Genomic DNA, 25,704 nt, shown 5'->3' with positions numbered 1-25,704 from the left:
TTTCAGTAAACTATAAGACAGAAGTATATGCCGTCTCCTTCATTTCGCCGGGCATCAGAAACACGCATATCCGCTGTGCTTGCCGCAATGTCAGATCCGTATCGAATGCGACGATCGTAACGCCCGGATTCGGAGAATCGTAAGTATTTTCCGAAACGGCCGGGCGGATTATCCACCGGACGGGCGTCTGCGAAGCGATCCGCACGTAGCACCGCTTCCCCTCCTTTTCCAGCAACAGAACGCTGTCCGACAAAATCCGGGGCGTGGCTTCCGTGACGAGCGTCCAGCGCATCCGGGTATAATAGAGTCCCGGCTCCACTCGGTCTTCGATAACCGCATAAGAGTCGTCCACCATCGCTACGGCCCGCTCCGCATACCGCACCTGACCTTCGTAAACCGGAGTCAGATCCATCGCAACGTAACGGAGCCGAGCCGAATCGCGCCAATCCTTTATCTGCACTTTTCCTTTAATCGACTGCGGTTTATCATTAAACGTAAGCGTATTATGCGCTTTATTATTATATCTAAAAACTTCCCATCGCTGCGACCCTTGCGCTCCGTTCCACAGATCCACCCCGCGTTTTTCGAGCCGGTCGTAATCCTCTCCGCCCATATCGATCGCCCAGCGCACCCCGTCGGCCTCGAAAATAAAACTGCCGACATCCATGTGGGCATGACTGGCTCCCGGCGTTCCCATTTTAACCCCCACATACAGAGCGTCCGGATCGTTCCAGCCGGAACGCATTAAGAAAACGGGATTATCGCCGCCGCCTTTCCAATATAGGGTTTCCGGCACGGTCGGTTTGTCGAGCGACGCTCCCTGCCCCCAGACGAACAGCAACGGGAGCAGCCGGTCTTGCAGGTGATTTTTGCGGCTGTCCGCCTGTAATAACCAGCCCTGATTGCAAAGAATCGATGCGTCTCCCGTTTTTCGGTAAAACCAAAACAGAGCCGGGAGCAATCCTGCGTCGGTGCTGCAATCGGAATAACAGAACGAACGCAACTGCGGAGTGACCATGTGCAGCATGAATTTCCCGGACTCCAGAAAACCGGGAGCATCGCACAACCCGAAGTCCGTCCCGAAAGCATTCTCCATAGCGCTGATGAGCAATACATTGAAAGAAGTTCCGTATTCCCAGTAAGCGTATCCTTCCGGATAAGCCCCGTCCGGCGCGTAATGGCGCATCGGGATACGTACTTTTTCGACAGCGCGTTCGATCGTCCGCCGGGCCAGGTCGGGTTCCGTCTCGGCGACCGCCAGCGCCCCGTAAGCCATGCCGCAATGGCACACCTGATTCCAATTGGTCGGCGCGTTCAGGATCGCGTCGTGCTCTTTCCCGAACGAAGGTTTCAGTCCCTTTTCGAGAATTGCGGTACGGATCGTTCGCCGCGATGTTTCGGACAGTTTCGGATAGAGCCAGTCGTAACCGATCGCCAGGGCGGCGGTCATTTCGGCCACATCCAGAAAGTGGGACGGATTCCAGTCCGAGAATGAAGCCGCTTTCAGCATTTCGGCCTCGGCCCGGTCGGAATACCTCTTTTCACCGGTCATCCGGTAGGCAAATCCGAGGAAAAGGATGCGCCGCAGGTTTTCACGGGAGGTTGCCAGCAAACGCCGTCCCACGACGACCCGTTCGTTGACGGGAAGCCCGAGCATCGTATCGCATGCCTGCAAAATGGATTCGTACAACCCGTTCCATACCGGCAGTTTCGCTTGTTTTTTCAAAGCTTTCTCGGCCCCTTTGCATAACAGAATGCGCGGATGCGGAGGAAGTTTCCCGATATCTATCGAAACTTTATTATCGGCGCCGGATAACGTTGCAAAGAAAGAAATTACGACTACAAGTACGATACCTTTCGCATTCATTTTGGACGATTTTGAATTTTAACGAATTTTATAGAGCACCAACTCCGAAGGCAGCGGAATCGCCGCAGGCTTGCGGTCGTTGTTTGTCGGCGACGTCTCCCAGCGCAATAGGTGATTGTCGCGCAGAAGCGTATGTACCCGCATACCCGGGAACGAAGACGCGACGGCACGAAGTTGCGCCGAAACCCGATCCGAAACCTCCCGGGTTCCGACCGGCTGCAGGCTTTTCCCGTCGATCAGCACCCGGCTTTTCCTTTCCCGGATATGATCGTATCCGAAAGCGATTTTTCTGTCTTCGGCAACCTTCGGGGTGCCGATGCCCAGTTCGGTCGGCCTGGAATCCCAGCCCTGAATGTGCCAACGGCAATTCCAGCGGATCAGTCGCATCCGTTTCCAAACGCCGCCTTCGAACCGGGCAATAAAAAGTTGATTGTTACCGTCGTATTTCATGGTATCCGATCACAGGCCGGCGGTCGCTGCGATCGCGACGAACCACGCCAGCCATCGAGATTTTTTATTCATTAATTCCTGTTGTTTGTGTACCGGAACCGAATCTTCCGTAGGCGGAAAACCTGTCCCTAAACATTTACAAATGTCAATTATTTCCCCAAAGCAGGTAGGCGCCCGTCCCATAAATGCTTTTTCAACTTCTTGAACTGCCGGTGTCGGTAAATCGCTTCAAGATAATAATAATCAGCATAAACGATCGGAACATCTACCTCCGAATTTGCCGGTTTGCTACCCACCGAATGCATCAGGATAAAATTTCCGTTTTCCCCGACAGGGGCCGTATAACTGTCCGATGAGAGCGAAGCCAGCATCCGGTCGGCCGCGTCGGCATACTTCGGGTCGCTGTACAAAGCGAGTTCGTACAGAGCCGAAGCGGCGATGGCTCCGGCCGAAGCGTCGCGCGGTTCGTCCGGAATGTTCGGAGCGTCGAAATCCCAATAGGGGATCATGTCTTCCGGCAGGCGCGGATGATTCAGAATAAAGTCGGCAATCGCTTCTGCCTGCTGTAAATAACGTTCGTCTCCGGTGAACCGGTAGCAGATCACGAATCCGTATAGTCCCCATGCCTGTCCGCGCGCCCAGGCCGAACCGTCGGCATATCCCTGCGCCGTATTTTTCATCCGCACGGCTCCCGTCTGCGGATCGTAGTCGACGACGTGAAAAGAGCTGTGGTCGGCGCGGTAGTGGTTTTCGAGCGTTTTATCGGCATGCGACACCGCAATTTTATAAAAACTCGAATCGCCGCTGTAAATCGCAGCGTTGAACAGCAGTTCGAGATTCATCATGTTATCGATGATAACCGGGCATTTCCAGCGTTTGTTCGGGTTCCACGACATAATCACGCCGGCCTCGGGTTGAAACCGCGTCGCCAGCGAACGCGCCGACTGAATCAGCACGTCCCGGTATGCCGGATCGCCGGTGATTCGGTAACCGTTGCCGTAACTGCATCCCATTCGGAATCCGATGTCGTGATCCGAAGTCAGGTTTTTGATCCGTTCGAGTCGTTCGGTCTGTTCCGACGCGCGCGTTTTCCACTGCGGATCACCGGTCAGCTCGTACAGAAACCACAGCGAACCGGGGAAGAAACCGCTGATCCACCCTTCATAAGCGCAGTAACGGTTCACCCCGTTCTGGAAATTTTGCGGGGATTTGCGTTCGCCGGTAGCCATCAGTTTGTCATACAGTCCGGCCGTTTGCCGCGCCGCCGATTCCGTATATTTTTTCACATCGATTCGCGGCGATTTGCTTTTGCAGCATGCGCCATTCACCGACAGCAGAGCCGCGATGCCGAGCAGCGGCACCCATTTGTTCTTTTTCATAGTTTCAGGTCAGATTTTCGGTTTTACAACTGTTCGGCCGCCAATGCAACCGTTTGCACAAATGTAAAGCGTTTTTTCCGGAAAAGCAAACCGTTCCGGTGGGAAATATCGGGAAAGCATAGTAACAACAAAGCGTGTAGCGCAAATAAATTCGGGGAAAGATACGATCTGTAAAAAGGAATGATTATATTTGCAATCGGTTGCACGAAAGAAGCGAAGAAACCGTTTATGAAGACGAAAAAAATATCGATTTACGACATCGCGCGGAAGCTGGGGGTTTCGACTTCCACGGTATCGAGGGCGCTGCAGGATAACCCCGCGATCAGCGTCGAAATGCGCGACCGGATCCGGAAAACGGCCGAAGAAATGGGCTACAAACCCAATGTATTCGCCGTCAACTTGCAGCGGGGCAGCACCCGAACGATCGGGGTCGTGGTGCCGATGGTCAGCCGAAATTTTTTCTCCGTGGCGATCGACGGCATCGAGGAAGCCGCTTCGCAGCGGGGATACGACGTGATGATCTACCAGTCCCGGAACGATCCGGAACGGGAAGTGCGGATACTGAACAGTTTTCTGCACGGCAAGGTGGACGGCGTGATCGCCTCGTTGGCATCGGGCGCCGGGGATTATACGCATTACCGGGCATTATCCCGTTACGGTATGCCGCTGGTGCTTTTCGACCGTTACGCTCCCGGGCTGGACGCGGGCACCGTTTTGCTGGACGATTACAAAGGGGCCTTCGATACGGTCGAGCACTTGATCGGACAGGGATACCGCCGGATTTATCACTATGCCGGATCGCAACGCGTCAGCATTTGGAAAAACCGGAGGACGGGTTACGAGGACGCGCTGCGCCGTCACGGAATCGAACCGCTCTCCGACTGGATCGCCGAAGGTGCGACGACCGAAGAAGGAGGCTATAAAGCGATGGAACGACTGTTTGCCGCCGGGGAGACGCTGCCCGAAGCCGTCTTCTTCGCCGGCGATTATGCAGCTCTCGGGGCCTACCGGTCGCTGCGCGAACACGGACTCCGCGTCCCGGACGACATGGCGCTGGCCGGATTTGCCAACGAACCGTTCTGCGAGCTGATCACCCCCAGTTTCACTTCGGTCGAACAATTCGGTTACCGGATGGGAAGCGCCGCCGCGCAGATGCTGCTGGATAAACTCGACGGAGGGCCTTACATGGACATCGTGATTCCCCCTAAACTGATCGTCCGCGAATCCTCGCAACGGAAAAGAACCGAATAACAAATTTATTATTTGAAAAACGATATGCAATACGAAGAACGCTATGCCGCACACCCGGACGATGCGAAGGGGTACGACACCGACAGGCTCCGCAGGGAATTCCTGATCGAAAAACTGTTCGAACCGGACGATATCCGGCTCGTCTATTCGGCTTACGACCGACTGATCGTCGGAGGGATCATGCCAGTCGGCCGACCGCTCGAACTGACGCCGATCGACCCGCTGAAAGCTCCCTTTTTCCTGCATCGCCGTGAACTCGGGATCATCAACGTCGGCGGAAAAGGCACGGTACAAGCCGGCGACAACACGTTCGAACTGAATTACAAGGAGGCTCTCTACCTCGGCAGCGGCGACCGGACGGTAACGTTTCGTTCTGCGGACGCTTCCGCACCGGCCCTGTTCTACATCAATTCCGCACCGGCCCACCGGAACTATCCCGATCGGAAAGTAACCAAGTCCGACGCGGTCGTCGCCAAAATGGGCTCGCTCGAAGATTCGAACGCGCGTACGATCAATAAACTGATTGTCAAACAGGTGCTTCCGACCTGTCAGTTGCAAATGGGAATGACCGAACTCGAACCGGGCAGCGTGTGGAACACGATGCCGGCCCATACGCACAACCGGCGCATGGAAGCCTATTTTTATTTCGAACTTCCGGCGGACGCGGCCGTATGCCATTTTATGGGGCAGCCGCAACAGACCCGCCACATCTGGATGCGGAAGCACCAGGCGGTGATCTCCCCGGCCTGGTCGATCCATTCGGCCTGCGCGACCCATAACTATACGTTCATTTGGGGCATGGCCGGCGAAAACCTCGATTACGGGGATATGGACACCTGCGCCGTAACCGATCTAAAATAACGAAGCGATGGATATACGAAAACTTTTCTCCCTGGAAGGACGTGTGGCGCTGGTAACCGGAGCCACACACGGTCTTGGCATGGCAGTGGCGACGGCGCTGGCAGGAGCCGGGGCTACGCTGGCGGTCAACGGACATTCGGCCGACCGGCTCGACAAGGCGCTGAAAACATATGAGAACAAAGGAATCGACGCAAAAGGCTATTTGTTCGACGTGACCGACGAGCAGGCCGTCGCCGAAGGTGTCGCCCGGATCGAACGGGAAGCGGGCCCGATCGATATCCTGGTCAACAATGCGGGGATTATCAAGCGGATTCCGGCGCTGGAAATGACGTTGCCGGAGTGGAACGAGGTAATTGCGACCGACCTGACGTCGCCTTTTCTGATGTCGCGGGCGGTCGCCGCCGGAATGATCCGCCGCGGACACGGCAAGATCGTCAACATGTGTTCGATGATGAGCGAGGTCGGGCGCAGCAGCGTAACGGCTTACGCCGCGGCCAAAGGAGGATTGAAAATGCTGACGAAAAATCTGGCAACCGAATGGGCGAAACACAACATCCAGGTCAACGGCATCGGCCCCGGCTATTTCGCGACCGAACAGACGGCGCCGATCCGCGTGAACGGTAATCCGTTCAACGAATTCATCGTCAGCCGCACCCCGGCATCGCGCTGGGGCGATCCGGAGGACCTGGCCGGAGCGGCCGTGTTCCTCGCATCGCGGGCGTCGGATTTTGTAAATGGACACATTCTGTATGTCGACGGCGGTATCCTGGCTTCGCTGGGGCGGGCCGCCAATGAAAACTAAAATGATATCGCATATGAAACTGATTTTATTGGCTGTCGCATCGTGCGCGCTGACATGGGCGTCGTGCACGCGGGAATTGGTCGTCGAGGTAACGAATCCGACCGGTCTGGAACGAATTTACGAAACGGTGGAAATTCCCTGGGCAAAAGTCGAATCCGCGCTGCCGGGCGTCGCGCCGCAGGAAGTCGTGGTACTGACGCCCGACGGGGATACGCTGCCGTGCCAGGCCGTGACGCTCGGCGAAGAAACGCCGCAGAGCCTGATTTTCCAGATATCTCTGATCGGCGACGCTTCGGAAAAATACCAGATCCGCAAAGGTCGTCCGGCTCCGCCGACACCGCAGGTATTCGGGCGACTGGTGCCCGAACGAATGGACGATTTCGCCTGGGAAAACAACCTGATCGGTTTCCGTATGTACGGTCCGGCCCTGCAGGCAACCGGCGAGATCAGCAACGGGATCGACATCTGGCAAAAACGCACGCGCGACCTGGTCGTGGATAAATGGTATAAAAACGGCGATTACCACACCGACCACGGAGAAGGGCTCGACTGCTACAAAGTAGGCCGGACGCTCGGCGCCGGAGCGATGGCTCCTTACCTGAACGATACGGTCTGGCTCGGAAACAATTTCGTCGAATCCAGGATTCTGGACAACGGCCCGATCCGGATCACGTTCGAACTGACCTACGCTCCGTACCGGGTCGGCGACCGGCCGGTAACCGAAAAGCGGATCATCTCGCTGGATGCCAACACCCGCTTCAACCGGGTGACCGAGATCTACGACCGGTCGATGGAAGCGGCAGCGGGCATCGTACTGCGGGACGGAGGCGAACGGATGCAGGACGGACATTGCATCGCCTATTGGGAACCGGCGGCCGGTAACGACGGAAATACCGGCATCGGCGTAGTATTTCCCGAGGGCATCGCGCAGAGCGTCGAGAACTGCGGTCACTTGCTGGCGCTTACGTCCGTAAAAGCGAACGAACCGTTCACCTATTACACCGGCGCAGGCTGGAGCAAAGCCGGTACGGAAGATGCGAAAGCGTGGTTCGAAGAGGTGAAAAACGAATCCGCCAGACTCGCCGCTCCGCTGGTCGTCGACATCCGGTAACCGACCGGGATCATTCCGGACAAAACGTAAAGGCCGACGGTGCGAACCGCCGGCCTTTACCGGTAAAATACGGGTTAAATTTTTTATTTTCCGACCGGGATATTACTTTTGCCGGTGCAATCCAAACCCGAATTTATGAAACGATTTTTTCGATCCGCCCTACTGCTGCTGTCCGTACTGTCGACCGCAGGCTGCAATCGTCCGTCCGACAAGGGAGCCGGTATTTCCGACCTGCAAACCCGTTACTGGAACAACGAAAGCGTCCGCAAAGGACTCTATGTAAAAAATGTGCCCGCAACGGGCGTAAATGCCGTTTCGGAAGCGGTCATTTGCCTGGCCGGCCGGGAATACCATGCTACCGGAGTGAACTGCTACGGCCTTTTTTCGTATTGCCTGAAAGACGGCGGAATCGACCTTACCGACGCCTACGCTTCGCTGGATATACTGAAAGAACAGGGCGTCGGCGTCGTCCGTTTCAATTGCGGCGTCTTTTACAGCGAGGAACTCCCCGCCTATACGGATCACCGGGACGACTACCTGGCTGCGCTTCGCAAAGTCGCCGCTTATGCCCAGCAGTGCGAAATCGGCCTGATCCCGAGCTTTTTCTGGAACTACTCGGCCGTTTCGCTCTACTACGGCGAACCTTACCGCTGCTGGGGAAAAGCAGGTAGCCGGACAGTCGGTTTCCTCATGCGGTACACCGAGGACGTCGTAACGGCTCTGCGGGAATACAAGAGTATTTTCGGTTGGGAATTCGGCAACGAACTGAATTTGCAGGCCGACCTGCCGAACTGGCAGGAGCGGTTCGATACGGAAGATCCCGCCAATTGGACGAAAGGGGACGACATTCATTTCGCATTCCGTACTTTCGCCGATATCGTCCGGGCGAAGGATCCCGACTCGCGGATGATCCTGTCGGGCAACGCGACCCTCAGGCCTTCCCAGTACCATCAGTACGTCGAAAACTCCTGGGATACGGACGATACCGGACAGTACCGTGCGATTACGAACCTGTTCAATCCGTATCCGATCAATACCGTAACCGAACACGTTTACGAAACCGGCCGAAAATTTTCCGACTGCGGAAAGGTGTCGCTCGACCGGCAGCTCCGGGAAGCGATGTATGCCGCACGAACGCTCAACAAAGCATATGTGGTCGGCGAATTCGCAGGCGTGTTGCAGTCCGAAGAGGCTTACCGCAAGTATTACGACGCTTTCCTGGACGCGGGAATACAACTCACCCTGCTGTGGAATTTCGCGTTGAGAGGAGATGTCGAACATAGTTTCACGGCGACGGAGCCTCGGGGACAGTACCTATTCGGCCTGATCCGGGAATACAACGAAAAATATGCCCGAGAAACGGGGAAGTGAACACTCGACAAAAAACGAAAACGGATCTCGACGAGATCCGTTTTCGTTTTATAACATCCGGGTGTGCCGCGTTACGATTGTTGGCCGTTTTCGCCGGATTCTTCTTGAGACTCTTCGTTCCCGGTTTTGAATTCGGTCATTCCCGAAGCGACCAGCAGGTTATACCACGTCGCCATTTTTTTCATGTCGGAAACATGAACCCGGCTGCGATCGTATTCGGGCAGCACTTCGGCAAAATATTTTTTCAGCGCTTCGGCGGGAGACTTGGGATCGATCGTCTGCTTACCTTCGCATTTCTCATAAATCTTTTGGAAAACCTCGGCCAACGGCATGTCTTCCCCGTCGGTGAAAATAGCGATCTCTCCGAGCGAGCTGACCCTTGCGGTCGCCGGGGCGCAGGTGCGCGTTCCGTCGGCCAGCGATTCGACGATGATGCCGTTGCGGCTCTGCGCCACGAACTTGAACAATCCTCCCTGACCCGAGATGGCCAGAACATCTTTCAACTTCATAAAACTTGTTTTTGGTTTTGCGGTTCCAAAAGTACAATAAAAAACCGAAAATGCATTGCTTTTCGGAAATGTCGCACAAATTAAATATTCCGGTAACATCCGCTCGCTATAATTTGCATACCGGTTCGCAGCGACGGCTCCCGAGGCTTTCCCGGGGAACGCCGTTTCGTTGCGGAGCTGTCGCTGCAAACCGGAGCCCCAGTAAACGAGCCTTCGGCACACGAAACAAACCGATAAAATGCCCCCGGATCGGTGTCGAAATTAGGTTTTTGCGGTTTTTTTCCCTATTATTGCAGGTTGAAAAGCGCGGAGAAATTTTCCGCGCCGGAAGGCTCGCCGAACGGCAAAAAGGCGGATCGTCCGGTTGGTGCCGAAAGACTAAACGTAATTTATGAAAAATAAACCGATGAAAGTATTGAAATTTGGCGGGACTTCGGTCGGTTCCGAAAAAGGGCTATCGCAAGTAAAGAAAATCGTGGAATCCTGTTCCGAGGATGTGATCGTAGTGGTATCGGCCTTGGGAGGCATAACGGATCAACTGTTGCTTACGGCTCGTCTGGCTGCTGCCGGCGACGAAGCTTATATGCCCCAGTGTACGGCCATGATCGCCCGCCACAACGAACTCGTCGAAAAGATCGTGCTGCCCGAAAACCGGCCGGGAGTTCAAAACCGGCTGGATGAACTGCTGGACGAACTGAGGAATATTTTCAAAGGGGTTTACCTGATCCGGGATCTCTCCCCGAAAACGACCGACATGATCCTCAGCTACGGAGAACGGCTTTCGTCGGAGATCGTATGCGGCGCGGTTGCCGGTTCGGTTCGGTACGACGCGCGGGAATTCATCAAAACCAAACCGCTGTTCAACCGCCATGTGGTCGATTTCGCATCCACCGAAAAATTGATCGAACGCCGTTTCGAAAAGATGCCTCACGTGGCGATCGTCCCCGGTTTCATCGCAACCGACCTGGCCAACGGCGACGCGACGAATCTCGGCCGAGGCGGATCGGACTATACGGCGGCCATCCTCGCATCGACGCTGAAAGCGTCCGCGCTGGAGATATGGACGGACGTGGACGGCTTTATGACCGCCGACCCGAAGGTTATCAACGATGCGTACGTGATCGAGCACCTGAGTTACGTCGAAGCGATGGAGCTATGCAATTTCGGAGCGAAGGTGATCTATCCGCCGACGATCTTCCCGGCTTACCACAAAAATATTCCGATCGTGATCCGCAATACGTTCAACCTGGATTCGAAAGGCACGGCCATTTCCCGGGAGTCGTCGGGGGATGCCAGCCGGGCGATCAAAGGGATTTCGTCGATCAACGACACCTGCCTGATCACGATCCAGGGCTTGGGCATGGTCGGCGTTATCGGCGTCAACTACCGGATTTTCAAAACGCTCGCCAAATCGGGAATCAGCGTATTCCTCGTCTCGCAGGCGGCGTCCGAAAATACGACCTCGATCGGCGTGCGCAACGACGACGCGGATCTCGCGATGGAAGTGCTGACTGAAGAGTTCGCGCAGGAAATCGCGCTGGGGGAAATCAATAAGATCAAAAAAGAACCGAATCTCGCCACGATCGCGATCGTCGGCGAAAATATGAAACACACGCCGGGTATCGCCGGAAAACTGTTCGGCACGCTCGGCCGCAGCGGGATCAATGTGATCGCCTGCGCGCAGGGGGCTTCGGAAACCAACATTTCGTTCGTGGTGTCGCTCGACAGCTTGCGCAAGACGTTGAACGTGCTTCACGATTCGTTCTTCCTGTCCGATTACCAGGTGTTGAATATCTTTATCGCCGGAGTGGGACTGATCGGAAGCAACTTGCTGGAACAGATCCGCCTGCAGCAGGCCAAGCTGATGAAGGAAAATTCCTTGCAGATCCGGGTGGTCGGCGCGACCAACTCCAAACGGTATATCGTCGACCGCGACGGTCTCGACCTGAAGACCTATCGCGACGAACTCCGGCGTTCGGAAAACGTCTCGACGCCGGCGGCATTCCGGGATGCGATCCTGTCGATGAATATTTTCAACTCCGTTTTCGTGGACTGCACGGCCAGCGCCGAGGTTGCGGATATCTACAAGGATCTGCTGGAGCACAACGTTTCGGTCGTGGCCGCCAACAAGACCGCGGCGTCGTCCGAATACGACCGTTACCACGAACTCAAATCGATTGCCCGTAAACGGGGAGTCAAGTTCCTATTCGAAACGAATGTCGGAGCGGGCCTGCCGATCATCAATACGATCAGCGATCTGATCAACAGCGGCGACCGCATCCTGAAAATCGAAGCGGTGGTTTCCGGAACGCTAAATTATATTTTCAACGAGATGAGCGCGACCGTGCCGATGAGCAAAGCGATCAAAATGGCACAGGAAGCCGGTTATGCCGAACCCGACCCGCGGATCGACCTGAGCGGCATGGACGTAATCCGCAAACTGGTGATTCTCTCCCGCGAAGCCGGGTACCGAGTCGAACAAGCCGACGTGAAAAAGCACCTGTTCATCCCCGAAAAATATTTCGAAGGATCGGTCGAGGATTTCTGGCGTAAAATTCCCGAGATCGACGCCGAATTCGAACAGCGCCGCAAAAAGCTCGAAGCGAGCGGTAAGCGCTGGCGTTTCATCGCCACGATGGAAAACGGCAAGACCGAAGTGGGATTGCGCGAGGTAGACAGCGAAAGCCCGTTCTACCACCTGGCCGGCAGCAACAACGTAATCCTGCTGACAACCGAACGCTATAAGGAGTATCCGATGCAGATCAAAGGATACGGAGCCGGAGCCGGAGTGACTGCCGCAGGCGTCTTCGCGGACATTATCAGCATTGCGAATATCCGGTAAACAGAGCAACAGATGATGAGTAATTTCCGTTTTCTTTTATTCGTATGGGCGCTGATGCCGGGCGTTTCGTTCGGGCAGCATGCGGTGGCCACTTACCGGATGCCTATCGACGACCGGGGAATCCTTATTTCGCCGAGCGAGCCCGGCGAGCGGTATTACGAATCGGACGGTCGGGGTATGCGCGAACCCAATATCTACAAGGTCGGGGACACCTATTACCTGTTTTACGATGGGGCCGCTACGCACGAGGGACATCAGCCGGGCGATACGGATGCGGAGAATCACCTGTGGCGTACCCACCTGGCCAAAAGCAAGGATCTGAAAAACTGGGAACGGCTGGGGCCGAAACTCAAATGCGGCGTCGACGACGATCCGCAAGGCGCCGAAAAGGGCTACAAGGACTTTTGGAGCGCATCGAGCGCATGGCTCTATTACGACCGGGACACGAAGTATTGGTACGCCTACTACCTGGGGGCGGACGGAGCCGCCCCGATCGGGGACGACGTAGGGACGCCGGCCGTCTATTATTCGAGTTGTCTGGCGAAAGCCGAAACCAAAGGCCCGAAAGGAATCGAAGGCGAATGGAAACAAATCAACAGGGAACCGGGGAAAGAGAAATCGGTGCTTTTCTACAAAGGCACTAACGGCTCTTTCCCGCAGGGGATCACCGTTCCGGGCCCCGTGATCGTAAACCCGAAATGGCAGGGCAAAAAAGATACGGTCAACCTGAAATACATGATGTTCGCGACCTGCGGGGCCAACATTGCGATTGTCCGTTCGAACGACCTCGAAGCGGTGCAGGATTGGGACGGCGATCCGAATCCGCAAGGATGGCGGGTCGACAAGCCGATACTGGGACCCCTGATCGAGATCCCGGGCGGATTCGCCGGCGTGCCGGCGAGCTGGGAAAGGATTCCCAACGACCGTCAGAACAAGACGGCCCCCGAAAATGCGAATTACTATTTCGACCCCGTTTCGGGTTACCATTTTCTGTTCACCAACCAATTCAACCAGCAGTACAACGCGACCGATTGCAACGTCGTGTACTGGACGAAAGACGTCGATCACTGGGATGACCGCAACAGTGCCGTAGTCGTGGATGCGAAGTGCACCAAAGACGGATGGGCGACCGGAGCGATCGGTTTCCCTTCGGTGCTCAGGGTCGACGACGAAACCCTACTGCTGGTTTACGACGCCATCAAAGGAAATTCGATCGGGCATACGCCCCGGCACATCGGATACGGATACTGGAAAATACCGAAGTTCGACGAAACGGGCAAACCGGTTTCCGCAGTACTGAATAAATAGAAATACGAAGAATGATATGAAGACGACGAATGATCTGATATTCATAAAGGAAGTGATAAAAACCAGTTCCGACATGTGGTTTCTGGGCTGGTGCGAAGCCAACGGCGGCAATATCAGTCAGCGTCTGGAACCCGACAAGATGGCGGGCCTACCACTCGCGGTCAAATCGGACTGGACCCCGGCGCGCGTTTCGCTGCCGAACCTGGCCGGCGAAAAATTCATGTTTTCGGGGACTACCCGTTTTTTGAGGAATATCAGCATCGCTCCCGAAAAAAACCTGGGCGTGATCGAAATGGATTCCAAGGGGGAGAACTACCGGGTACTGTGGGGATTCGAACCGGAAGGACGGCCCACCAGCGAACTGCCAGCCCACTTGAAATCGCACAGCGTAGCCAAAGAGGTCTCGGAGGGAGCGGATCACGTCGTGATCCATACTCACACGCCGAACCTGATCGCGCTCACTTACCTGCATGAGCTGACGACCCCGTTGCTCAGCAAACTGCTTTGGCAGTCGCATGTGGAGTGCGTCGTCGGATTTCCGCAGGGCATCGAATTCATCCCGTGGATGATGGCCGGCGGCGACGAAATCGCCGACGCTACGGCCGCAGCCTTCCGCAAACGGTCGATGGCCATGTGGCAGCATCACGGGGTATTCGCCCGGGGACGCAACCTGGACGCGGCGTTCGGCCTGATCCACATGGCCGACAAGGCGGCGGGTATCTACCTGAAGGCAATGGCCGCCGGCGGTATGCGCTGCGCGCCGTCTACGGATGTGGTGTGCCGGATCGCCGCCAATTTCCATGTAACTCCCGCCCCCGATTGCATCGATGCCGATACGTCGGCGTTAATGATACGCCGGGATTAAAACGATCACGAAAACGACGAGCCGACATGAAAGCGTTTTTTACCATATTGCTGCTGGGGTGCTTGAGCACGGGCCTTGCGGGGGGAAAAACGGTTCCTGTTATCGACAACGAACCGGTGGGCGAGGTTAACCGGCTGTGGGACCTCGCCCTGTTGAGTCGGGTTCCGCAAGTCGAGTGGCTGGACGATGCGCCCGGCGACGGGGTGCGTTCGTTGCTGTTGCGCAGCGTCGATTATCAGGGCAAACCGACCCGGGTTTTCGCTTATTACTCCGACCCCGATTTACTAGCGAACCGCCCGCACGGGAAAAAGAAGTATGCGGGCGTCGTACTGCTTCACGGAGGCGCCGGATGGGCTTTCCGACAATGGGTCGAAAAATGGGCGGCCGAAGGGTATGCCGCCATTGCGATCGATCTGTGCGGCAACGGGCCGGAGATCCGGCCGCTGCCCGACGGAGGGCCGAATCTCGGCGACGACGAAGCCGTATTCATGCAGGCAGAAAACGGAGACATGAAACGTTCGTGGACTTATCACGCCGTCTCGTCCGCAATTCTGGCGCACTCGCTGCTACTTTCCATGAAACAGGTGGACGCGGACAAGACGTGCCTGACGGGCATCAGTTGGGGCGGTTACCTGACCTGTATCGTCGCCGCGCTCGATAACCGCTTCAAAGCCGCGGCGCCGGTGTACGGATGCGGATACATGGACGAACTGAAATTCTTCGACTACGGCATGAGCAAACTGTCGGCCGACGGAAAAGCACGGTGGATGCGCGATCTGGACCCGTCCGTGTATCTCCCGTACGTCGGCATCCCGATGCTGATGGTCAACGGAAACACCGATACCGCTTTCGATGTGCCCCAGTACCAGAAAAGCTGCCGCCTGATTCCGCAACATTTCCGCGAAGTTTGCATCCGTCCCGGTATGCGGCACGGACATTACGAAGGGTGGGAACCGGCCGAAATCCGGTGTTTTTTCGAAAGCGCGGTCGGCGACGGATATCCGCCGATCCGGATAACGGACGTAAGCCTGGACGACAGTCTGCGGGTTTCGTTCCGCACAGGCATATTTCCCTATTCGGCCGAGTTTTACTATACGAACGATACGCTGTCGGACAACGCGCACCGGGTATGGCACACGGTCGGGGGGACGTTGAACCGCGAAAAGGGGACTTTCACGGCACCGCTGCCGCAGGAAGGGTTCCGGTTCGGATTCGTAACGCTGAAAGACGTCCGGTTGATGTCCGTTTCGACGGAGTTCATTAGCCCCGAATGATTTGAAATTTTAAAATACGACATATGAAATACATCATTGTCTTGGGCGACGGCATGGCCGACGAGCCGATCGAAGCCCTGGAAAACAAAACTCCGCTGCAAGCGGTTTCCAAACCGGCCATCGATTGGGTGGCGGCGCACGGTCGCAGCGGAATGCTCGCTACGGTTCCTGCCGGATTCGCTCCGGGCAGCGAAATCGCCAATTTGTCGGTACTCGGCTACGACGTTCCGAAAGTTTTCGAGGGACGCGGCTCGCTGGAAGCCGCCAGTATGGGAGTCAAGATCGAAGACGGGGAGATGGCCATGCGCTGCAACCTGATTACGATCGAGGACGGAAAAATCAAAAACCATTCGGCCGGACACATCTCGAATGCGGAAGCCGCCGAACTGATCGCCTTCCTGCAAAAAGAACTCGGCGGCGAGGACGTCAACTTCTTTCCGGGAGTTTCATATCGGCACCTGCTGAAAATCAAGGGAGGAAGCAAACGCATCGTTACGACGCCTCCGCACGACGTGCCGGGCACTCCTTACAAAGACGTTTTGGTCAGGGCCGCCGACACCGACGGAGAGCCGACCGCTCGGCAGTTGAACGAACTGATCGAACGTTCGATGACATTGCTGGAAAACCATCCGGTCAACCTGGCCCGCAAAGCGGCCGGAAAAGATCCGGCGAACAGCATCTGGCCATGGTCGCCGGGCTATCGCCCGCAGATGCAGACGCTGATGCAGCGTTACGGAATCGGCAGCGGCGTAGTGATTTCGGCGGTAGACCTGATTAAAGGAATCGGCGTCTATGCCGGCCTCGAATCGATCGATGTCGAAGGCGCTACGGGGCTTTACAATACGAATTACGAGGGGAAAGCGCAGGCTGCCATCGAAGCGCTCCGCACGCACGATTTCGTATTTTTGCACATCGAAGCCAGCGACGAAGCGGGGCACGAGGGCGATGTCGCGCTGAAGATGAAAACGATCGAATACCTCGACCGGCGCATCGTCAAACCGATCCTCGACGCCGTTTCGACCTGGGACGAGCCGGTTTCGATCGCCATCCTGCCGGATCACCCGACTCCGTGCGCGCTCCGCACCCACACGTCGAAACCGATCCCGTTCACGATCTACCGGACGAACGAACCGGGCGACGAGGTGCAGGCGTTCGACGAATTCGCAGCCCGGAAAGGCAGCTATGGCGACCTTTCGGGCGATCAGTTCATGGAACGATTCATTTTAAGAAAATAGTACGAAAAGCGGCCAGCGGGCCGTCGGTAAAAGCAAAAAAACGATGAAATATTACAGCACGAACCATACGGCGCCGGAAGTTACGCTCGGCGAAGCGGTCGTCCGAGGCCTGGCTCCCGACAAGGGACTCTACATGCCCGAACAAATTGAAAAACTGCCCCGTTCGTTTTACGATGGAATCGCATCCATGTCGTTCCACGAGATCGCCTGCCGTGTAGCGGAGGCGTTTTTCGGAGACGACATCGAGCATGAAACGCTGCGAAAGATCGTCTGCGATACGTTGAGTTTCGAAACGCCGGTCGTCCGGGTCGAACCTGGAATTTATTCGCTCGAACTGTTTCACGGGCCGACTCTGGCATTCAAAGACGTCGGAGCCCGTTTCATGGCCCGAATGCTGTCCCACTTTATCGGTCGCGACAACGGTCGGGTGAGCGTGCTGGTCGCCACGTCGGGCGATACCGGCAGCGCCGTGGCCAACGGTTTCCTCGGCGTGGAGGGCATCGACGTCGTGGTGCTCTACCCGAAAGGCAAGGTCAGCGAGATCCAGGAAAAACAGTTTACGACGCTCGGCCGGAACATTACGGCCCTTGAGATCGACGGCACGTTCGACGACTGCCAACGGCTGGTCAAAAGCGCTTTCCTCGATCGGGAACTGAACGAACGTTTCCGGCTGACTTCGGCCAATTCGATCAACGTAGCCCGCTTCCTGCCGCAGGCATTCTACTACTTCAACGCTTACGCGCAGATGCGCAGGGCAGGGGAGAACGGGGAGATCGTAGTCAGCGTTCCGAGCGGTAATTTCGGCAACATCACGGCCGGCCTGTTCGCCAAACGGATGGGATTGCCGGTAAAACGTTTCATCGCGGCCAACAACAGCAACGACATTTTCCTGCAATACCTGATTACGGGCGTTTACACGCCGCGGCCGTCGGTCGCTACGCTGGCCAATGCGATGGACGTGGGCGATCCGAGTAATTTCGTGCGCGTGCTGGATCTGTACGGCCAGTCGATCGACGCGATCCGGGCCGACATCAGCGGCGCACGGTACAGCGACGACCGGATCCGTTCGATCCTGGCCGACACGCTGAAACGAACCGGATACCTGCTCGACCCGCACGGAGCCTGCGGTTATCAGGCATTGAAAGAGGGACTGCAAGCGGGCGAAACGGGCGTCTTCCTCGAAACGGCGCATCCGGCCAAATTCAAAGATACGGTAGAGCCGATCATCGGGCAGCCTGTTGCCGTTCCGCAGCGGCTGGCCGAATTCATGAAAGGGCAGAAACTATCGGTAAGACTTCCGTCCGACTTCGATACGTTCAAACGATTTTTATCGGACAGGCAATAACGAAACATACTTCGAAAACGGGCGGCCCCTTTTGTAAAGTGCCGCCCGTTTTGCGGGAAAACTTCCCGATTCGGCCATATAAAAGCAGAGACGACCCCAAAGGGGATCGTCTCTGTTCGTAATAAGGAAGCGCGCTTAGGCTTCCATCTTGCCGTGGCAGTGTTTGTATTTCTTCCCGCTGCCGCAGGGGCACGGATCGTTTCGTCCCACCTTCTTCTCGACATGCACGGGAGCAGGCTTGCTTTTCTCCCTGGAACCGGCGGCTGCGGCCGCCTCGTTCCGCGAGGTCTGCAACTGAGACAGATCCGTTTTGGGCTGCGGCATTTGCTGCTTGGTCACGTCCGGATTTTCCTTGACGGGAACGAAAGCTTTGAACAACGTCGAAAGAATTTCGCGATTCCCTTTTTCCAGCATCTTGCTGAACAAGTTGTAAGACTCGAACTTGTAGATCAACAACGGGTCTTTCTGCTCGTACGAAGCATTCCGGACGCTCTGGCGCAGATCGTCCATTTCGCGTAGGTGCTCTTTCCAGTCTTCGTCGATGATGACCAGCATGATCACCTTGCTGAAATGCTTGAATACCTCCTTGCCTTCGCTGTCATAAGCTTTTTTAAGGTCTACCGGCACATTGAACACACGACGTCCATCGGACACCGGAACGTAGATATTCTCGTACTGAGCGGCGTTCTTTTCGTACACGTTTTTGATAACCGGATAGGTAGTCGCCGCAATGCTCGCCATGCGACGGGCATAGGCGTCCTGGAAATCCTTAACGACCATACCGGCCAACACCTCGCGCTTTTTCTTGGCCTCTTCGAACTCGTTCTCGTTGAACGAAGGCTGCACGGCCACCTGGCGGATCATCTCGAACTTGAAGTCCTCGTATTCGCCGTCGCCGTACGTCTCGACGAAACTTTCGGCGAAATCGACCATGATGTTGTTCAGATCGACCTCGATCCGCTCGCCGTAAACGGCATGGCGGCGGCGGGTATAAATCACTTCGCGCTGGGCGTTCATCACATCGTCGTATTCGAGCAGGTGCTTACGGATACCGAAGTTGTTCTCCTCTACCTTACGTTGCGCGCGTTCGATCGCCCGCGACATCATACCGGCTTGGATCACTTCGCCTTCCTTCAATCCCATTCTGTCCATCAGTCCGGCGATCCGTTCCGAACCGAACAGCCGCATCAGGTTATCTTCCAGCGATACGAAGAACAGCGACGAACCGGGGTCTCCCTGACGTCCGGCACGTCCGCGCAACTGACGGTCGACCCGGCGTGACTCGTGCCGTTCGGTACCGATGATTGCCAGACCGCCGGCGGCCTTCACTTCGTCGGTCAGCTTGATGTCGGTACCGCGACCGGCCATGTTGGTGGCGATGGTCACCTGTCCTTTGCGTCCGGCTTCGGCCACAACCTGCGCCTCAAGCTGGTGCTGCTTGGCATTTAGAACATTGTGCTTGATCCCGCGCAGTTTCAGCATACGGCTCAGCAACTCGGAAATCTCGACCGAAGTAGTGCCTACCAGCACCGGACGTCCGGCCTCGACCAATTTGGCTATCTCTTCGATAACGGCGGCATATTTCTCCCGCTTGGTTTTATAGATTACGTCGTCCTTGTCGTCGCGGATCACCGGACGGTTGGTCGGAATGACGATGACATCCAGCTTGTAGATATTCCAGAGTTCGCTGGCTTCGGTTTCGGCCGTACCGGTCATACCGGCCAACTTGTGGTACATACGGAAATAATTCTGCAACGTAACGGTCGCGAACGTCTGCGTGGCAGCTTCGACCTTCACGCGCTCTTTCGCTTCGATAGCTTGGTGCAGCCCGTCCGAATAACGGCGGCCTTCCATGATACGCCCCGTCTGTTCGTCGACGATCTTCACCTTGTTGTCGATCACCACGTATTCGACATCCTTTTCGAACATGCTGTAAGCCTTCAACAACTGACTGACCGTATGAAGACGTTCCGAACGGATCGCATAGTCGTTCAGCACCTCGTCCTTTTTCGCCGCCTTTTCTTCGGGGCTCATATCGCTTTTCTCGATGTCGGCGACGATGGAACCCATATCGGGCAGCACGAAAAATTTCTCCTCGTTGACGCTTTTCGACAGCACTTCCTGCCCCTTATCCTGCAGCTCGACCGAATTGAGTTTTTCGTCGATCACGAAAAACAGGTCGTCGACGATTTCCGGCATACGCCGGTTATTATCCTGCATGTAAATATTTTCAGTCTTCTGCATCAGCGCCTTGATACCGTGTTCGCTGAGGTATTTGATCAGCGGCTTGTACTTCGGCAGCGCTTTATGGGCCCGGTAAAGCAGAATACCCCCTTCTTCGGTTTTACCCTCCGCAATCAGCTTCTTCGCATCGGCGACGAGCTGAGTCACCTGATTCCGTTGCAGATTGAACAGGTTCTCGACCGCCCCGCGGTATTGCTCGAACATCTGGTCGTCTCCTTTGGGAACCGGCCCAGAAATGATCAGCGGCGTCCGCGCATCGTCGATCAACACCGAGTCGACCTCATCGACGATCGCATAGTGGTGCTTGCGCTGCACCAGGTCGTCCGGCGAGAACGCCATGTTGTCGCGCAGGTAGTCGAAACCGAACTCGTTGTTCGTCCCGAACGTAATATCGGACATATAAGCCTTGCGGCGCGCTTTCGAATTGGGCTGATGTCGGTCGATGCAATCCACCGACAATCCGTGGAACTGATACAGCGGCCCCATCCATTCGGAGTCGCGGCGCGCCAGGTAATCGTTGACGGTCACCACGTGCACGCCCTTCCCGGCCAGCGCGTTCAAGAACACGGGCAGCGTCGCCACCAGCGTCTTACCTTCGCCGGTCGCCATTTCGGCGATATTTCCTTTATGCAGCACGACGCCGCCGAAAAGCTGGCAATCGTAATGCACCATATCCCACACGATCTTGTTCCCTCCGGCTACCCACGAATTGCTGTAAACGGCCTTGTCGCCGTCGATCCGGATGAAATCCTTGCCGGCGGCGGCCAGCTCCCGGTCGAAATCGGTCGCCGTCACGACGATCTCCTCGTTCTCTTTGAACCGGCGGGCGGTCTCCTTCATAATGGAGAAAGCCTCCGGCATGATTTCGTCGAGTTTCTCCTCGATCTTGCGGTCGATCTCTTCGGTCAGCGTATCGATCTGTTTCGAGATGCGCTCCTTGTCGTCCAAAGAGGTGTCCAGGTTCTCAAGCTGCACTTTCAGTTCGGCGATCTGCTGTTCCTCTGCGCTGATATATTCGGCGATGGCGGCTTTCAGGCCGGCGCTTCTCGCTCGCAATTCATCGACGGTAAGTTGTTCGATGGACGGATATATCGCTTTGATCTTGTCTACATAGGGTTGAATCGCCTTGCGGTCTTTCTCGCTCTTCGTTCCGAAAAACAATTTAATTAATCCGGTTACTACACTCATATTCCTTTCTTATTGATTAAGACGTTGAAAAATAACGCGTAAATTTAATGTTTTTTATTGAGAACACAGCACGATTCTCCCGATATTACAGTACGCGCAACGTTTTTTCTCGCAATATTCCCGGGTCAGTTCGAGCAACCCCTGCGAGAAAAAAGCGTTGTCGGCGGCGACGCCGTGCGTTTTCCACTCCCTGACGATCCGGATATGGTTTTCTGCGCGGATCTCCTCCAGAATCCCGATCGCCCTCTCTTTCAGCTCTTCGTTTCCGGTGATTTTGCCGTATGCGAAAATCATCGGGACGACCAGATTGATACCGAGGTTATCCAGCATCATATCGCCGAACCGTTTCACACTGCGTCCCGAAGGCTGCCCGAAACAGTAATGAGTCGTCCAGTATTCCGAAGCGGAGGCCGAAAAGACCTGCCGGATGTCGCGCTGCGTTTTGCAATTGACCAAACGGGAGAAAAAAAACTCGCCGGAAACCAGCAGCGCGGCCAGTTCGGCAATACGCAACACCGGTTTCTGATCGGGACGTCCCGAGCGGAGGTTCCATGCGTTGCGGTGCATCGGAACGATCCCGAAACGCCGGCTCAGATGTTTGAATTCGTATCGCAGTTTATCGGAATAGTCGTCCGAAGGCTCCGCCTCCAGCAATCCGGCCGCACCCAACAACAGGGCTTCGGCCGACGCGACGGACTCCCGCACCCGACAGATTTGCGTAAAAGATACCGTTCGCGCCAGTCGCTCATAGGATTCGCGGTTGGACCCGGCCCCGACCGCCCTGAACAGCGAAACGTAAAACGCTTCGTTCCAGTTGTTATCCGCCTGCCGGTAACGTTGCAGAAACTCGTCGTATTTACGCTCGAGACGCTCGCAGGTCAATTCCGTAAGCAGGTTGTACCGCTTTACCTCCGGCATTCCGGCCAACAAGGCGCCGCACCTGTATGAACCGCTTTCGCCAAGCAACCGTTCGTAGCATTCGGCCAGTTCCCGCGGGAAAACGATCGCCGCGTTGGGAATCACCGAACCGTCGGCGCGACAGATAACTGCGTCGTCGTGAACGACCAGGTTCAACACGCAGTGATCGTAACCGGGGTCTTCGTGATGGGCATGCTTATACCAGTCCGAAGCGTATTCATGGATCGCTGCGGGACCACGATAAACCGTTCCGTCCAATTCGAACCGAACGTCCAGCAACTCCATCCCTTCGTCGGGATTGGCCCTGCCGTGCCCGATGACGCCGAACGTAGGCCCCCCGACGCCGGTGTAGAGCTGCCTGCACCAGACCAATCGGATCAGTTCTTCGATTTTGCCTGCGGACGATGCCATAACGCCGGTTTACATTAAGCCCAGATCGAGCAGGGTTTCTTCCGACATCATGCTGCGATCCCAAGGCGGATCGAACGTCAGAATGACGTTGACGGAAGTGATTCCTTCCACTTTGGCGACATTTTCATTGACCTCTTCGAGCAACTGATCCGCCATCGGACAGTTCGGAGCCGTCAGCGTCATTCGGATATTAGCCGTTCCGTCCGGCTCGACGTCGATTTCGTAAACCAGCCCCAAGTCGTAAATGTTGACCGGGATTTCCGGATCGTAAATATTTTTCAGCGTCAGAACGATATCCTGTTCCATCCGCATGATATCCTGAGGTGTCGTCATAACGGTTGACTTACATTTTGCTTTTGTACGCCAGCGCGTACAGTTTCATCTGCTTTATCATCGCCAGCAACCCGTTCGCCCGGGTAGGGGACAGGTTCTCGCGCAACCCGATCCGGTCGATGAAATAAAGATCCGCGTCGATGATCTCATCCGGCGTCCGGCCGTTCATCACCCGGATCAGCAGCGCGATGATCCCTTTGGTAATAATCGCGTCGCTGTCGGCGGTGAAATAGATCCGTCCGTCGTCCTTCAACTCGGCGTCGACCCACACCCTGGATTGACATCCTTTTATCAGATACTGTTCGACCCGGTGCTTCTCGTCGATCGCCGGCAGCTCCCGGCTCAGTTCGATCAGGTACTCGTATTTGTCGAGCCACTCGTCGAATACGGAAAACTCTTCGACGATCTCGTCCTGCATTTCGTTAATCGTCATCTCTTCAAACTATTTAACAACTTCTTCGAGCACTTTTCCCGTTACGGCGTCCGGAAGCGGAATTTGCATGATGCGTGCCAGGGTAGGCGCGACGTCGGACAACTCCACATCCCGTTCCACAGCCGCCGCCGGAACGCCGCTACCCAGAAACAGCAACGGAATGTGCGTATCGTATTCATAAAGCGATCCGGACAACGATACGGCGTGCTCGCGCTGTTCGATCCAGCCCGGCATCAAGTTGATCACAACGTCGCCCGACCGCTTCGGGTAGAAACTGTTCTGAATTTTTTCGCCGTATCCTCTCCCGAACGCGCCGCTCTGCAGATCGGTCGAGGTCAGCGCGCCGGATACGCCCCGGAACTGCAGGGCGAACGCTGCCGCGCGCGCCTGGACTTCCGCCAGATTGAATCCGTACTTATAGATCATTTCTCGATTTAGGTACAACTGCCTGCTGCTGTATCCGAGAATCCAGTTGCCCGGTTCGTACTGAGCGCTGAGGAAACCGTTCATGATCAGCTTGAACTGATCGACGTTGAACTGTCCCCCGGGGATCCGGCTCTGCTCCCGGTAAGTATTGCTGCTCCCGTGGTCGGAAGTGAGCACCAGCACGACCTCTCCCGGCTTGAACTGCGCCTGTACGAAGCCCGTCAGCTCGCCGATTTCCCGGTCGAGCTTGTAATACATATCCTCCACTTCGATGGACTGCGGTCCGAAATACTCGCATATCAACCGGGGCGAATCGTAGCAAACGGTCAGCAGATCGGTATGGTCGTCCTTGCCCAGTTCTTCCAGGATGATCGCTTCGCGCGCGAAATCGGTCACCAACATGTTGCCGAACGGCGTATAGAGCAGCGAGGCCAGATCGTACTTTTCGGGTTCTTTTTTAAATATCTTCAAGATGCTGCGGAAGAAATTCTTGAAACCGGACGGCCGGGCGCTGAAATTGAGCACGGTCGTATCGGTATTCTTATATGCGGCGAACGATTTGTCGGGCACCCACTCCCGGTCGAGCAGGCTCGACGCGAAACGTTTTTCGTTGTATTTCTTGACCCAGAAAGGCAGGTTCTCGAAATAATAGCTGCTCGACACCCATTGCCCCTTTCCCGGATCGAGCCAGAAAGCGCTCCCGGTCGAACCGCCGCTGATTACGGCCGAATAAGGATCTTCGGCAACGGCCACGACTTTCGATTTCGGATCGCTTTCATGCAGGCGGTCTCCCAACGTGGCGGCAGTCAGGTTCAACGGAGAAAAGCGGTTTTCGCCCTCTTCGCAATCCAATCCCTTCACTTTGTCGTCCGCAATCAGGTTAATGCTGTCGTTGGTCGTATAGTTGTACCAACTTTCCGACGCGACTCCGTGCCCGGCCGGATTGGTGCCCGTCGAAAGCGTGGCGAGTCCGGCGACCGTATTGGTCTGCATGTAATTGCAACGGGCATTGGTGAAGTTGACCCCGCTGTCGAGGTAGGTGCGGAAGCCGTTTTCCGAGAAATTATCGCGGAAACGTTCCAGGTATTCGTACCGCATCTGGCTGATAACGATATTGATCACTAATTTGGGTTTTCCGACGCTCTGGGCGGCGGCACCGGTATGAACCAACAGGATCAGGCAGGCGGGAATAAAAAATCGGTTTAATTTCATCTCCGGAAAATCGTTTAGACTCACAAAAGTATAAAAAGTTTCCGAATCGGATACGCTGTCTTACGCACG

The 25,704-nt window shown here is 55.8% G+C and carries 20 protein-coding genes; 11 read left to right on the top strand and 9 right to left on the bottom strand.

The features are described 5' to 3' along the window. Positions 1–10: 10 nt before the first annotated feature. The 3 genes from GFH31_RS01475 to GFH31_RS01465 all read right to left on the bottom strand — a co-directional run bounded on the left by GFH31_RS01475 (position 11) and on the right by GFH31_RS01465 (position 3,696). Positions 11–1,867 carry a heparinase II/III family protein gene (locus GFH31_RS01475; protein WP_101573221.1) on the bottom strand — a complete coding sequence of 619 codons (1,857 nt, stop codon included), beginning with the start codon at positions 1,865–1,867 and terminating at the stop codon, positions 11–13. A gap of 18 nt (positions 1,868–1,885) precedes the next feature. Continuing rightward, positions 1,886–2,317 (bottom strand): hypothetical protein, encoded by a 432-nt coding sequence (locus tag GFH31_RS01470; RefSeq protein ID WP_101573219.1) that lies wholly within the window; start codon positions 2,315–2,317, stop codon positions 1,886–1,888. Positions 2,318–2,466: 149 nt separating this feature from the next. After that, positions 2,467–3,696, bottom strand: coding sequence for a glycoside hydrolase family 88 protein (locus GFH31_RS01465; protein ID WP_153498405.1), 1,230 nt, complete (start codon positions 3,694–3,696; stop codon positions 2,467–2,469). A gap of 180 nt (positions 3,697–3,876) precedes the next feature. On the opposite strand from GFH31_RS01465, the gene GFH31_RS01460 reads away from it, so the two are divergent. The 5 genes from GFH31_RS01460 to GFH31_RS01440 all read left to right on the top strand — a co-directional run bounded on the left by GFH31_RS01460 (position 3,877) and on the right by GFH31_RS01440 (position 9,092). After that, positions 3,877–4,947 carry a LacI family DNA-binding transcriptional regulator gene (locus tag GFH31_RS01460; RefSeq protein WP_228385776.1) on the top strand — a complete coding sequence of 357 codons (1,071 nt, stop codon included), beginning with the start codon at positions 3,877–3,879 and terminating at the stop codon, positions 4,945–4,947. Between the two features lie 24 nt (positions 4,948–4,971). After that, positions 4,972–5,808, top strand: coding sequence for a 5-dehydro-4-deoxy-D-glucuronate isomerase (gene kduI / locus GFH31_RS01455; protein ID WP_055206364.1), 837 nt, complete (start codon positions 4,972–4,974; stop codon positions 5,806–5,808). Between the two features lie 7 nt (positions 5,809–5,815). Then, positions 5,816–6,610, top strand: a complete 795-nt coding sequence (locus tag GFH31_RS01450; protein ID WP_101573215.1) for a gluconate 5-dehydrogenase — start codon at positions 5,816–5,818, stop codon at positions 6,608–6,610. A gap of 13 nt (positions 6,611–6,623) precedes the next feature. Next, positions 6,624–7,721, top strand: a complete 1,098-nt coding sequence (locus tag GFH31_RS01445) for a DUF4861 family protein (protein WP_172970814.1) — start codon at positions 6,624–6,626, stop codon at positions 7,719–7,721. A 135-nt stretch (positions 7,722–7,856) separates the two neighbouring features. Beyond that, positions 7,857–9,092: a cellulase family glycosylhydrolase gene (locus GFH31_RS01440; protein ID WP_153498406.1), complete on the top strand. Its 1,236-nt coding sequence runs from the start codon at positions 7,857–7,859 to the stop codon at positions 9,090–9,092. Positions 9,093–9,163: 71 nt separating this feature from the next. Here GFH31_RS01440 and GFH31_RS01435 read toward each other — a convergent pair whose 3' ends face one another. After that, the gene (locus GFH31_RS01435; protein ID WP_101573208.1) at positions 9,164–9,601 is read right to left on the bottom strand and encodes a DUF5606 domain-containing protein; all 438 of its coding nucleotides are present in this window, start codon (positions 9,599–9,601) and stop codon (positions 9,164–9,166) included. 406 nt (positions 9,602–10,007) lie between these two features. Here GFH31_RS01435 and thrA point away from each other — a divergent pair, with 406 nt between their 5' ends. Genes thrA through thrC form a run of 6 tightly spaced genes read left to right on the top strand, consistent with a single transcriptional unit; the run spans position 10,008 to position 18,470 of the window. After that, the gene (gene thrA, locus GFH31_RS01430) at positions 10,008–12,443 is read left to right on the top strand and encodes a bifunctional aspartate kinase/homoserine dehydrogenase I (RefSeq protein WP_153498417.1); all 2,436 of its coding nucleotides are present in this window, start codon (positions 10,008–10,010) and stop codon (positions 12,441–12,443) included. 12 nt (positions 12,444–12,455) lie between these two features. Continuing rightward, the gene (locus tag GFH31_RS01425; RefSeq protein WP_118656866.1) at positions 12,456–13,751 is read left to right on the top strand and encodes a hypothetical protein; all 1,296 of its coding nucleotides are present in this window, start codon (positions 12,456–12,458) and stop codon (positions 13,749–13,751) included. 16 nt (positions 13,752–13,767) lie between these two features. Next, a complete protein-coding gene (gene rhaD, locus GFH31_RS01420; RefSeq protein WP_153498407.1) occupies positions 13,768–14,616 on the top strand; it encodes a rhamnulose-1-phosphate aldolase in 849 nt (282 codons plus the stop codon). Positions 14,617–14,642: 26 nt separating this feature from the next. Further along, entirely contained in the window at positions 14,643–15,890 is a 1,248-nt protein-coding gene (locus GFH31_RS01415; protein WP_055206311.1) for an alpha/beta hydrolase family protein, read from the top strand. Between the two features lie 23 nt (positions 15,891–15,913). Next, entirely contained in the window at positions 15,914–17,125 is a 1,212-nt protein-coding gene (locus GFH31_RS01410; RefSeq protein WP_101573200.1) for a cofactor-independent phosphoglycerate mutase, read from the top strand. A 43-nt stretch (positions 17,126–17,168) separates the two neighbouring features. Next, a complete protein-coding gene (thrC, locus tag GFH31_RS01405; protein ID WP_153498408.1) occupies positions 17,169–18,470 on the top strand; it encodes a threonine synthase in 1,302 nt (433 codons plus the stop codon). A gap of 135 nt (positions 18,471–18,605) precedes the next feature. On the opposite strand, the gene secA is transcribed toward thrC, so the two are convergent. From secA to GFH31_RS01380, 5 genes are read right to left on the bottom strand one after another with little or no spacing between them, the layout of a single operon-like run. Further along, positions 18,606–21,902: a preprotein translocase subunit SecA gene (gene secA, locus GFH31_RS01400; RefSeq protein ID WP_055206305.1), complete on the bottom strand. Its 3,297-nt coding sequence runs from the start codon at positions 21,900–21,902 to the stop codon at positions 18,606–18,608. Between the two features lie 54 nt (positions 21,903–21,956). Then, positions 21,957–23,231 carry a DUF2851 family protein gene (locus GFH31_RS01395; protein WP_153498409.1) on the bottom strand — a complete coding sequence of 425 codons (1,275 nt, stop codon included), beginning with the start codon at positions 23,229–23,231 and terminating at the stop codon, positions 21,957–21,959. A gap of 9 nt (positions 23,232–23,240) precedes the next feature. Beyond that, positions 23,241–23,564, bottom strand: a complete 324-nt coding sequence (locus tag GFH31_RS01390) for an iron-sulfur cluster assembly protein (protein WP_055206301.1) — start codon at positions 23,562–23,564, stop codon at positions 23,241–23,243. Positions 23,565–23,574: 10 nt separating this feature from the next. Then, on the bottom strand, positions 23,575–23,997 hold the full coding sequence (locus tag GFH31_RS01385) for a SufE family protein (protein WP_101573194.1): 423 nt from the start codon (positions 23,995–23,997) through the stop codon (positions 23,575–23,577). A gap of 9 nt (positions 23,998–24,006) precedes the next feature. Continuing rightward, on the bottom strand, positions 24,007–25,635 hold the full coding sequence (locus tag GFH31_RS01380; protein WP_101573192.1) for an alkaline phosphatase family protein: 1,629 nt from the start codon (positions 25,633–25,635) through the stop codon (positions 24,007–24,009). Between the last annotated feature and the right edge of the window lie 69 nt (positions 25,636–25,704).

It is taken from the genome of Alistipes sp. dk3624 (assembly GCF_009557455.1).
GTDB lineage: Bacteria > Bacteroidota > Bacteroidia > Bacteroidales > Rikenellaceae > Alistipes_A > Alistipes_A hominis.
The sequence above is the reverse complement of the archived record's forward strand: the minus strand, read 5'-3'. Positions and strand labels throughout refer to the sequence as shown.

Coding starts and splice junctions, on each gene's coding strand:
- GFH31_RS01475 (WP_101573221.1), bottom strand. CDS start 1,867: ATGAATGCGAAAGGTATCGTACTTGTAGTCGTAATTTCTTTCTTTGCA.
- GFH31_RS01470 (WP_101573219.1), bottom strand. CDS start 2,317: ATGAAATACGACGGTAACAATCAACTTTTTATTGCCCGGTTCGAAGGC.
- GFH31_RS01465 (WP_153498405.1), bottom strand. CDS start 3,696: ATGAAAAAGAACAAATGGGTGCCGCTGCTCGGCATCGCGGCTCTGCTG.
- GFH31_RS01460 (WP_228385776.1), top strand. CDS start 3,877: ATGATTATATTTGCAATCGGTTGCACGAAAGAAGCGAAGAAACCGTTT.
- kduI (WP_055206364.1), top strand. CDS start 4,972: ATGCAATACGAAGAACGCTATGCCGCACACCCGGACGATGCGAAGGGG.
- GFH31_RS01450 (WP_101573215.1), top strand. CDS start 5,816: ATGGATATACGAAAACTTTTCTCCCTGGAAGGACGTGTGGCGCTGGTA.
- GFH31_RS01445 (WP_172970814.1), top strand. CDS start 6,624: ATGAAACTGATTTTATTGGCTGTCGCATCGTGCGCGCTGACATGGGCG.
- GFH31_RS01440 (WP_153498406.1), top strand. CDS start 7,857: ATGAAACGATTTTTTCGATCCGCCCTACTGCTGCTGTCCGTACTGTCG.
- GFH31_RS01435 (WP_101573208.1), bottom strand. CDS start 9,601: ATGAAGTTGAAAGATGTTCTGGCCATCTCGGGTCAGGGAGGATTGTTC.
- thrA (WP_153498417.1), top strand. CDS start 10,008: ATGAAAGTATTGAAATTTGGCGGGACTTCGGTCGGTTCCGAAAAAGGG.
- GFH31_RS01425 (WP_118656866.1), top strand. CDS start 12,456: ATGATGAGTAATTTCCGTTTTCTTTTATTCGTATGGGCGCTGATGCCG.
- rhaD (WP_153498407.1), top strand. CDS start 13,768: ATGAAGACGACGAATGATCTGATATTCATAAAGGAAGTGATAAAAACC.
- GFH31_RS01415 (WP_055206311.1), top strand. CDS start 14,643: ATGAAAGCGTTTTTTACCATATTGCTGCTGGGGTGCTTGAGCACGGGC.
- GFH31_RS01410 (WP_101573200.1), top strand. CDS start 15,914: ATGAAATACATCATTGTCTTGGGCGACGGCATGGCCGACGAGCCGATC.
- thrC (WP_153498408.1), top strand. CDS start 17,169: ATGAAATATTACAGCACGAACCATACGGCGCCGGAAGTTACGCTCGGC.
- secA (WP_055206305.1), bottom strand. CDS start 21,902: ATGAGTGTAGTAACCGGATTAATTAAATTGTTTTTCGGAACGAAGAGC.
- GFH31_RS01395 (WP_153498409.1), bottom strand. CDS start 23,231: ATGGCATCGTCCGCAGGCAAAATCGAAGAACTGATCCGATTGGTCTGG.
- GFH31_RS01390 (WP_055206301.1), bottom strand. CDS start 23,564: ATGACGACACCTCAGGATATCATGCGGATGGAACAGGATATCGTTCTG.
- GFH31_RS01385 (WP_101573194.1), bottom strand. CDS start 23,997: ATGACGATTAACGAAATGCAGGACGAGATCGTCGAAGAGTTTTCCGTA.
- GFH31_RS01380 (WP_101573192.1), bottom strand. CDS start 25,635: ATGAAATTAAACCGATTTTTTATTCCCGCCTGCCTGATCCTGTTGGTT.